Raw genomic sequence first — 10,857 nt, 5'->3', positions numbered from 1 at the left:
CGCGAAGGCACATCCGCCGAATTTTCCCCAACATTTCTATGCTGATCACCCTGTGTTCTCCTGCTCGGAAAGCGAGCAGAAGCAGTTGAACACCTGGGTCAGTTTTCAGTCGGCAGAACAGCTTTTACTGGGTCAGTTTTCGGTCAGCGGCAACACAATAAGCCATACTGTGTCTCACTAATGGAGATGGTTCCAATTGTTTGTGTTGCGCCATCTGCGCTTACCAGACTCATAGGAACGTCAATAGAAGCAGCATGAGCCGCTTCCAGTGCGAACATCACCATGACACAACGTCTTTCTCTTTTTTAAATTCTAAATAGTAGCTCGCTCAGCAAACAACTTATCAGACTCATCAGAAAGAATGCCACCCCCTCTGGCTGATAAAACCCTCGTTTTTTCAGCGACTTCCAAAACCCCGATACTAATCTGATTGATTCCCCTCCCTTTTAAATCAAAGCCTCTAACTCATCGACAACAGAGTAGCAAATACGCAAATCTCTTTATTTACGGGCTGCTGTATAGCGGGACTCATCCAGAGCGGTCCTTCTGTAGACATACTCTAAAAACAAGCTTATACTTTTGAAAGTCATGAAAACATACCATTCAAAATACTGGAACAACCCGATAGAATTTTATTGATAGCAATAATAAACTAGTTTTACTCTATGACAAATCCATAACTTAAGCTTCCGCACGCCTCACCCGATATCGAAGCACCGTGAATTTAGCGTCTGCGTATTATTCAATATAAAACTCATGCTATGAATTCAACCGAGAGGATGACTTTCTACCAAAACGATTATCCTCTGTACTAGCAAGGCAATAGAATATCAGAAGCACAAAAGCCCCAATAAAAGGAATCATCCCTATGAGCAACCACCAACCGCTCCTATTGGTATCGTGAAGTCGCCGTATACAGATAATTAAACTCGGGATGATCATTCCTAGTGAGTACAGCACTGTAAGTGTATATATACCCCCTTCCTCATCAACCTCTGCACAAGAAAAACCTAAAAACTTGACGGCAATCCATCGATCAACAAACTGCAGCAGGGTTAAAACAACAAAATTTATGAATAGAAAAATCCAGAAGTCCTTCCTGCAAGTCCGCCCTTTCCAGTTAAAATGCCTTCTCAATAAATACATATAGACCCTCACTTATACCAGCTCCAAAAAACTTCTACTAAACGTACTTCTTGGCAATCCTCATTGACAACTCAATCGCAACCCCATCTTTAATCCCATATAATTCAATTGAGCTCGCGCAATTGAAAACATACAAAAACTCTACATCTACTACCTAAACAATCTAGACAACATTGCCACTCATTCTTTTCGATACTAATCCGGCTAGATTATTTACATCCCCCATAAAAAATTAAATTCCGAAAACAACTACTATGAATGCCACAGGCGCGGACAGACCTGGAGGTAACCGTCTATATGCTACAAACTATCCCTAGCTCTTAAAACCACTATCCCCGGGGTTTTGGCTACATACTCCATAAAAGGAGAATCCACTACCCTTTCATTTTCTTTTTGGGAGGATGCATGCCGTAAAACGTGGCCTCGCTCTGTACTGATAAAGAAACCTACATGAGTCACATCTAATCCTGCGAGATTAGTATAAATCCCAATTAAATCACCACTTCGCAAACGCCCTATGACCTCTTCATCAATAAGACCGCTTGGAATATAGGTGATATTGCGTTTAATCACTGGTAGCCCTGGAAGGTAGAAGGTCCCATCAGTTTTTTCATTAAGCTTTTTTTCAATGTTTTCTGCATTAGAGCTTATCTGACTGGTGATATCATCGGCGAGTTTATAGTCTCCACCATGTCCCCAGTCAGTGAAAAAGTGTTTGCGACTTAAAAAGTCAACATTACTATCCACATAGCGCCCTCTAATTACATTGCTCACAAACTCCGACTGTGAATTTGATTTCCGTAATGCCTCAACATAGTCCAAGTAAGTAAAACAATCCAAGCCTCTAAAATCGATCACTAATTTCTCGGGCGTACTTTCTGAGCCATCCAACATATTTGCACGGTATGGAGTCCCTAAAAAAGCCCCTGAAATCATATTGATCGCCTGATACGCATCAACAGGATTGCTCGTCGCCCGCACCTGAATAATTGCATTGACTTTACTTAAGGTATAAGGATCCAGCACTATTCCGGCTGCCTGCTTCGCTTTCAGCGTATCATACGGAATATAATCTTCTGTGCCAGCTCCGGAAAAACTGCATCCACCCGACAACATTGATATTAAAACCAAAATAAGAGTTGATTTTTTTTTCATTTCACTCTTCATCTATGAGTTGATGTATTTTTATCTTGCTCGCTCTCTAAATCGGCCCTACCGACGCAAAGTAAAGTAAAGTAAAAAAGAACCAACTCATGCTTTATTATCACCATTGCTATCTTTAGCTGGTTGGGATAACTCTCCCAGAAGAACTTTCATGCACCTCGGCGCATCAATACCAACGGCGACATACCTACCAGTCACCTTGGTAATTTTTATCTGAATATCCTCTGAAATATGCAGACACTTCCCGAGCTTTATTGTGATGACTAGCAACATTCTCTCCCCAAGTTTTATGGCCATTCAATAACTGGACATGAAAGTTTGGCTCTACATAAAACTGTCTATTTATGTTTGTTCAGCGCCAAGAATAAATTTGCGACTCCCTCACCAACACGTGGCGCTAGTCGTTGTCCAGTAGAAGTAGCTTTCGCTGAAGCCCCCTGTTATATCCGATCCAACCTTACCCCCCAAGACAAACAACACACTGTCACTCAAAAGCATGACAAGAGTATAAAAAAGTCCCTTGTCTACCTTTATCGATCAAACTCATGATATTCTTGATGGAATCACTATCCGGCACTCCGGATAGCTTTTTTATTATTTGCCCCTCCCCTTTCATCACGAAAAACTGCATCGCATGCCCATCATAAATCAGTGCATTGAGAATGCTCGGACAATTTCGGCAAAAGTCCTCAATTCGGTGTCCGGATCCCACCATCAGCGCACTGTTTATCACCAAAAGCTCAAAGGGTTCGAGAGCGTATTGGATAACAGTCAAAAGCTCTTCGAGAGACGCAATAGGCGCTACACGGTGATAGCCGTACTGATTAAGTATTTTCTCGATGCTCAAACGCTGTAGATGCTGACTGTCGGCAATCAAGATACGCAAGGAGAGTGTTGGCATGTTTATACCTGGATAAGTGAGCTCAATGGGCCGTCAGATAACTTTTGCGTGTGCATCCCAGGTATCCAACCAAACCAGCAGATCTTGTTTAGTCATGGGTTTTGCAAATAAGTACCCCTGCCCTTGAGCACACCCAAGGTCAATTAATTGCTGGTACTGTTCCTGCTTTTCGATGCCCTCGATCACCACAGATACGCCTAACGCCTCACCAAGCGCCAGGGTACTGTTGATGACCGCACGGTAGCGCGGCTCTTCACAGAACCTCTGGGCAAACTCACCGTCGAGCTTGATTTCGTTGAAAGGCAGCTGACACAGACGCTGCAATGAAGAAAACCCCACACCAAAATCGTCAATAGACAACCGACATCCCATCATGCGCAGACGCACCAAGTTTTCCAAACAAATCGTCGAGACTTCCAGCAAACCGCTTTCGGTCACTTCGAGAGTGATGGCCGAACCAAGTAAACCATGGCCCAATAGAACGCTTTTTATATTAGATACCAAGTCAGGATTGGAAAGTTGCATAGGGTGTAGATTGAACGCAATATTGAGCAAGTAGCCCTGTGACAAAGCCTGACGCCGTAAATCCAGGCCGTGATTAAGCTGGGCAAAAAACAGATCATTCAACAAGCCACAGCTTTCGATAACTGGCATAAAAACAGCCGGCGAAACCACGCCTTTAGTTGGATGATTCCAACGCGTTAAAGCCTCTACACCTATAACCCCTCCTTTGAGCAGGTTTATTTTTGGTTGAAAATACGTTTCCAGTTGTTGGCTCTGTATAGCCGAGTGGACCTCGTCTACACTCGCCGATATAGATGGCTGTCTGGTCGCTGGTTTAATAACAGGCTCATTTAGATGCTTTTTCAGAAGTACCTCCAATGCGCAAAACTGCAGTGGCTTGGCTAAGCCTCCTAGCAGTGCCCCTCCCAACAACGGCACCAGTTGCTGAGCGGCACGCCGCACGTCTTCTGTGAACGAACTAGTGATAATCACCGAGCCTACTAATCCCGAGCGCGCCGCATGATGCAAGAACTCCAAGCCATCTATACCGTCCATATGCAGATCACAAAGTGCGATATCCACTGGACCAGTCCTGTACAAGGCGTCCAATGCCTGAACACTATTAGTAGCGCCAAAAACTTCCTGACAACCCGCCTGCTTCAATAAATTTACCGCAACTGTCTGCTGAAGAATATGACCTTCAAGCACAAGAACACGTAAGGGTACTACCTGCATAAATAGTTTCCGCAAAGAGATTAGAGCCCTGGCATCAATACTCCTACGGCAGTTATTTTCTCGAAGTATCCTCCTTCAAAAACACACACCAATTAGCCCAAGCTATCGACCTCGACAGACAAGAGAAACTTCCATCCTTGAACTTATCAGCCGCTGGCAAAAAACAAAATAACATTAATAAAAGTGATTCAGCATACTTAATTCCATTTCATGAAGATCCGAACACGCCTGATAAAGCCAAGTATTAATCATTTATTATTTCGCAAAAAAAAATCAAAAACTCTTACCAAGAATCACGCCTCGCAACACTTGGGTACGAAATATACATATAGCTGAAAAGTCCAACCAAAAAACGACATTATAAAGACACAATATTATGACTAAAGCCATATACAAAGTAAAAGCAAGCATTAACATAGCAAAATATGCATACCGCTCACTCTTCTCGCAAGCCTCTAACGTTTCGACCTTAACTCAACTCATATGATGCATATATTCGCGGCATTACAATGTTTTGCTGAGAGGAAAATTCCCAAGGGAATGTAGGAGAATTCCTAAAGGATAATCAGAAGAGTACCGATAGATCTTGGGCAAGTGTTCAAATCGTCGAAAATCTAGTAATTGATACGACTGATTTCATATTGCCCCCGTTATGAAAAGGGAGACATGACAACACACCGTCTACGGTGAAGGCGCGCCAATTATCTGCGCCAATATCCCCCCTAGTGTTTCCATTGATTGGTGTAATGCGTCAACTGCCTCTGTCAAACGAGCGACATCTAACCCGTCACAATTAGCTTGTACCTGTTCGCAACACTGGATAAGCCGCCGTGCCTTGATAATGCGAGCCCCTCCCTTAACCCTGTGGGCTAGGTCAGAGAGGCCGACCAAGTCATTTTGGCTGAAGAGCTTGAGTAAGCGCAGAAGATCTTCTTCGTTGCTACTGGCCAGATCCTTTAGCAGGCTGTTGATTGATGCTTGATCACCAAAGGTCAACTGCTCAAGGCTGCTCAAGTCAATGCCGTCACTCAATTGCTCAACCTCATCGGTTACAGATGTCTGCTTGAACACCGATGTCACCTTGGCAAGCCTCACCGTCAAGTCCATCATGCTAATTGGCTTAAACATGCAGTCGTCCATCCCGGCCGCCAGACAGCGATCTATTTCCTCCGGTTGAGCATTGGCTGTGAAGCCCACGATTAAACAAGGAGCATTTGCTGAAGCCATTTCCTCGGCACGAATGGCTTTTGCTAGTTCATATCCGCTCATAACCGGCATATTGCAGTCTGTGATCACCACATCGAAATGGTAGTTGCGCCAGGTGCGCAAACCATGTGCACCATCTTGCTCGTCAATTACATTGTGGCCGAGGTAGCTCAACTGTTGTGACAGCAGCAAGCGGTTGGCTGGGTAATCATCTACTACCAATACCTTCAGCTCTCTGACCGGGTGTGTTAGCACCGACTCAGGTTTGCTGGCGGGGAGCGGAGCGAGGATAGGCAGCTCCAGCAACACCTCCGCTTGGGTCCCTAGTCCAGGAACACTGCTCAGGGTCAACGCCCCCTGCATCATAGAGCACAACTTCCGGCTAATCACCAAGCCCAGCCCTGACCCGCCTGTAGTCGGCTGGCTGCCAGGAGCTATCTGACTGAATGGTTGAAACAAACGCTGCTGATCCTCCTTGGAAATACCAATCCCGGTGTCCTGCACCCACAAACGGATGCCCAATCTTTCCCGGTCTTCAGTAGGGGTGACATGAACGCTGATCAAAATCCGCCCTGCGACAGTGAACTTGACTGCATTACTCAACAGATTGGATATCACCTGCTTGAAACGTAACGGATCGATTAGCACCACCCGATCGGCCCTTTCATCGAACTCCAGAACAAGTGTAAGATGCTTTTGCCGCGCCATCCCCTCGAACATCCGCACCACTGACTCGACCAAATCTTTGAATAGGGCCCTCTCCGGGGCTAGGGTCAAACGTCCAGACTCGATTTGTACCACATCCAGAATGTCACCAATCAGGTCCAGCATTCCCCGCGCAGCGCTTGACGCCACCTCAATCGAAAACCGATCAAGTATGCCTTGATTTGCTTTTTTCATGACCAGTTCGAGCATTCCCATCACCGCATTCATCGGTGTACGTATTTCATGACTCATGGTGGCCAAGAAGGTCGTTTTCGCCTGGTTTGCTTTCTCTGCTTCCTGCTTGGCATCCTTTAATTGATTCAACAACTCTTCACGCTCAGTAATGTCGATCCAACCGGCAATAATACCTTTCACATCACCAGTACTACCACGGAACGGCAGTATCCAATGATAAGCAGTTATAATCCGTCCATTAGGTAGCATTAATTCGCTATCGCGGAGCAACTCCTGGCCTCCGTCCATCACCTCATGGTATTGGCGCTCAAGCTCCAGGTTGTAGTGAGAGTCGATGCTCATCCCTTCGAATGGCTGTGTGCCAATCAGCTCTTCAAGGGAACGACCAGCTAACTCAAGGTAGCGGCTGTTACACAACAGCATACGAGCCTGCCGATCACGCACATATATAGGATGAGGCAACCCATTGATCAGGACCCGCATGAACTCCATTTGTTCATTTAACGCCTGTTCGGCTATATCACGCTTTTGAATCAGCCGACGTAAATAAAAAATCCACCCTACCGCGACCAAAGATAAAATTGCCGCAATACTTAGCCCTTGGAAAGTAGCCTTCTGGTAGGCACGCGCAATGCTGCGATCCACCATCACCTCACCACGCCCGCGGCTAGTTAGTTCGTCCAACTCTTCAGGTGGAATGCTCATCAGTACCTTGTCGAGAATGGAATATAACTCTAACGAGCTACGTTTCACTGCAATCCCTTGCAGAGCTGGTCGTGAGCCAACAGTGCTAACTAATTGCAAACGATTTTTATATTCGCCCGCGAGGAGATAGCGTGCATTGGACATGGTATTAACAGCAGCATCTGTTTTGCCTTGGGCTACTAACTTCATTGCGTCTAGTGTATTCTCAGTGTCAACCAAAACTACTTTAGGATAATACTGAGAAATATATTCCCGCTGGGAATTCCTTATACTTATAGCAAGACGCTTTCCTGCCATCTGACTTAAACTATTGACTTCAGTTGAGCCACTACGACTCACCAGAACGAAAGGATCTGTAAAATATGGGCGAGTGAACCGCAGCTCATTTTCACGCGAGGCATTTTGACTGAGCTCGACAATTAAATCTGCCTTACCTGCTTGTAGCAACCCAACAAGATCATTTTTTGAACCACCTCGTACCAATTCGAATTTAAGCCCCGTATAATGACTAATTTTTTCCAGCAGGTCGGCAGCCACGCCTTTGAATTCATTACCCTGATCAAAAAAAGAAATCGGCGGATTTTCTCCCACAATTGCAACCCTCAGTTGAGGATGACCATGTAGCCACTGCCTCTCCTTGAGACTCAAATCGAGATGTTCATGACTATTTACCGTAATGCTCCCCCCTCCCCAACGACGCATAATTGCCATGCTTTCGGTGGAAGGAATTGCCTTTAGCGCCCGATTTATTATGCGCAGGAGTTGATGATTGTCAGATCGAAGGGCAAACCCAATGTTAGCAAACTCAAATTTCGCGAAATCTTCAATGTGTAATTCATTTAGAAGATTTCGATTAATTATATAATTTGAAGTGATCGCTCCACCGATATAGGCGTCGGCTTTTCCAAATATAACCGCACTAATCGCATCAAGAGCACTTGGATAGAAAAAAGGTATGGCCATCGGGTAATTTTCTTTGACCGATGAAGGATCGAGATAATGATCGGACAATGCAAGGCGCGCGCCCTCGAGATTCGCCTTCAAAGAACCAGCCATCGCTCGTGGAGCGACTAACACAGGTTGATCCTCAAAATATGCGCGAGAAACAACCAAATCTTTGTCTGCGGCTTCAAAAGCACCGGCGGAGCTCAACAAGTCTAACTCACCACGCTTCAAAGCCTCCAGCGCCTTTGTTCTACTCTCATAGAGGCGCACCTCAACTTTTATGTTCAACAGCTTGGAAATTAATTGCGCATAGTCCGCTGTCAAGCCTTCGTATTGATATTGGTTGGAAGCCATATCAAAGGGTGCAGCATCTGTAGTTGAGGTACCTAACAATAAAACTTTCTTATCACGCAACCAACTCCACTCCGCTGCATCAAGTATGGCAACAAGCCCCGGTGCGCGGGAGCGCCCGAGGAGCTCCAAGCTTTCATACGCAACTGGCTCAGAATGTGCATGACTCGAACAATAAAATACAAAAAAAACTACGAGAAACCTCAACCGAAACTTCATTTAGATTAGACTATTACGCTTGGCAAATTCCGCCAAGTAAACCACTGACTTCACATTAAGCTTTTCAATCAGCCGACTCTTATAAGTGCTAATAGTTTTGTTACTCAGCAGCATGGCATCGCCAATTTCTTTATTGCTAAACCCACGAGCTAGCTGCTGTAGTATCGCTAATTCACGGTTAGACAGCTGTCGAATCATCGCCTGTTCCGAGGCTTGGCTATCAACAGCACGCACGGAGCTGTTGGAAAGCACAGGGAAGTAGGTATAACCGCCCATGACAACTTTAATAGCCCGGCTCAGCTCTTCAAGATCACTACTTTTCGAGACATAGCCGAAAGCCCCGGCACTCATGCAACGCTGAGCGTAAAATGAAGCCTCTAGGGAGGTCAGCACCAGAATCTTACTAGACAGCCCAAGTGCACAGATTCGATTGATGACTTCCAAGCCATCAAGCAGTGGCATTGAGATGTCCAACAGAATCAGGTCAGGCACATGCTCACGAGCCTGGTGCAGGGCTTCAACCCCATTGCTGGCTTCAGCCACCACCTCAAACTGTTCCGCTTTGAGCAGCATTTTCACAGATGCACGGATAAATGGATGGTCATCAACCACCAACGCTTTGAGCATATGAACCTCTTTCAAAAAGACGAAGAGCACACCATCTGCTACTCACAACAAGTGCAAGAATAGCTTAAGCCTCATTAAAAAAAAATAAAGTCAATTATTTTTTTCACGCCCTGCAAATACAACATCGCGATCAGTCCGGTACCTTCTCAACCAACCGCAAAACTCTGAGCCCACCATGGGAGGCGCCAAGTAAAAACCCTGTCCGAAAGAACAACCCAGTGTTATGAGCGTCTCCAGAGCAGATGAGCTACTGATACCTTCGATAATCAAATCCATGCTTAATGCTTTGGCTAATGCCAAGCTACTGGCAATCATAGCTTTGTTGCTTTGGTCGGAAAGGTCCTGGACAAATCTTCCATCAAGTTTGAGCTGACTAAACGGCAACTGCCCCAATAGCTTCAACGAAGAGAATCCCCCCCCAAAATCATCAATCGATAAACCACAACCTGCTTGATACAGACGCAAAAGGTTTTCATAAGCAGGTACTGGGAGATTTAGCAGGCTGTTTTCAATCACTTCAAATATTAGAACCGTACCCGACAGCCTATGCTGCTCCAAGCGATGAAGAATGTGCTCGACCAAATCATCGTGAACCAGCTGTGAGGCCGTGAGGTTAAACGAGAGCCCAATTTCGACCCCCTGCTTGCGCAGCCGACTCAAGACCAGCAACCCCTGATCCAGAAGCTGCTTGAACATATCGTCAATCAAATCGTAAGCCAGTACGGCCGCCAATAGGTCCTTGGGCAATAGCACCCCCCGAACCGGATGATCCCACCGCACCAGAACCTCAGCGCCGAACAACTGACCATCACATAGATTGAACTTCGGCTGGTACCAAGCTTGGAAGGCTCCGGACGCCAACCCGTGCCGAACCTGCTCCTCCGGGATCAGTTCATGTTCTATCATTGAACATGCCCATGTCGATGCAGAAGGAGGTATCTGCGACCGTACGAAGCGTGATATTAATTTCTGCAGGGCCGTTAGCTGTAATGGTTTATCCAGCACTCCTAATAATTTGATATCGAACAATGTCTTCACTTGAATAGCTGCTCGACAGAGCTCCAGTTGCAGCTCGCTGTACACCACCAAGGTTCTTACGTTGCCCAACTCACCGGCGATCCGCAAGAGCTCCCGGTGATCGATCGAACTATCATTCAGATCGAGGAAGACGACGTCGATTACACCCCGACGCTGTATATAAGCCTCTGCCTGCGCAGCATTACCCGCGGACAGAACATGCTCAATGCGCAGACTCATCAGCGCCTTAGCCAACACGCCACGCTGGAAAGTATGACTTTCTATAACAAGAACACGACCAGGAAACATATTATTCAACCGATCAAACACTCAGGTCGTGATCTTTGCAGGTCAGTCATACCTTTAAGGCGAGGAAAATTCACACGCAAACGTAGGATATTTCCCAAGAAATAAACGGATAGATCGCCCCCCCCCCC

Annotated in this window: 9 protein-coding genes; 1 reads left to right on the top strand and 8 read right to left on the bottom strand. The window is 45.9% G+C overall.

What is annotated here, in order from left to right; genetic code table 11:
* Positions 1-181 (top strand): hypothetical protein (locus DK261_RS33340; RefSeq protein WP_218278175.1); only part of this gene is annotated, 181 nt, incomplete at its 5' end.
* Between the two features lie 578 nt (positions 182-759).
* On the opposite strand, the gene DK261_RS33845 is transcribed toward DK261_RS33340, so the two are convergent.
* The 8 genes from DK261_RS33845 to DK261_RS08680 form a co-directional block, all read right to left on the bottom strand.
* Complete coding sequence (locus tag DK261_RS33845; protein WP_080768830.1) at positions 760-1,146, bottom strand: DUF805 domain-containing protein; 387 nt, start codon at positions 1,144-1,146, stop codon at positions 760-762.
* Between the two features lie 300 nt (positions 1,147-1,446).
* Positions 1,447-2,301: a DUF1460 domain-containing protein gene (locus DK261_RS08710; RefSeq protein ID WP_080768829.1), complete on the bottom strand. Its 855-nt coding sequence runs from the start codon at positions 2,299-2,301 to the stop codon at positions 1,447-1,449.
* Positions 2,302-2,397: 96 nt separating this feature from the next.
* Entirely contained in the window at positions 2,398-2,583 is a 186-nt protein-coding gene (locus DK261_RS33840) for a carbon storage regulator (RefSeq protein ID WP_158286938.1), read from the bottom strand.
* A gap of 211 nt (positions 2,584-2,794) precedes the next feature.
* The gene (locus tag DK261_RS08700; protein WP_041990253.1) at positions 2,795-3,211 is read right to left on the bottom strand and encodes a hypothetical protein; all 417 of its coding nucleotides are present in this window, start codon (positions 3,209-3,211) and stop codon (positions 2,795-2,797) included.
* A gap of 33 nt (positions 3,212-3,244) precedes the next feature.
* A complete protein-coding gene (locus DK261_RS08695) occupies positions 3,245-4,450 on the bottom strand; it encodes an EAL domain-containing protein (protein WP_041990250.1) in 1,206 nt (401 codons plus the stop codon).
* 681 nt (positions 4,451-5,131) lie between these two features.
* Positions 5,132-8,620, bottom strand: coding sequence for a transporter substrate-binding domain-containing protein (locus tag DK261_RS08690; RefSeq protein WP_158286937.1), 3,489 nt, complete (start codon positions 8,618-8,620; stop codon positions 5,132-5,134).
* Between the two features lie 156 nt (positions 8,621-8,776).
* The gene (locus tag DK261_RS08685) at positions 8,777-9,403 is read right to left on the bottom strand and encodes a response regulator transcription factor (protein WP_110175583.1); all 627 of its coding nucleotides are present in this window, start codon (positions 9,401-9,403) and stop codon (positions 8,777-8,779) included.
* Positions 9,404-9,493: 90 nt separating this feature from the next.
* Positions 9,494-10,750 (bottom strand): EAL domain-containing protein, encoded by a 1,257-nt coding sequence (locus tag DK261_RS08680; RefSeq protein ID WP_146218521.1) that lies wholly within the window; start codon positions 10,748-10,750, stop codon positions 9,494-9,496.
* Positions 10,751-10,857 lie beyond the last annotated feature (107 nt).

The organism is Pseudomonas sp. RW409 (genome assembly GCF_003184125.1).
In the GTDB taxonomy this organism is placed as follows: Bacteria; Pseudomonadota; Gammaproteobacteria; order Pseudomonadales; family Pseudomonadaceae; genus Aquipseudomonas; species Aquipseudomonas chlororaphis_I.
This window is presented reverse-complemented; position numbering and strand designations above follow the sequence as displayed.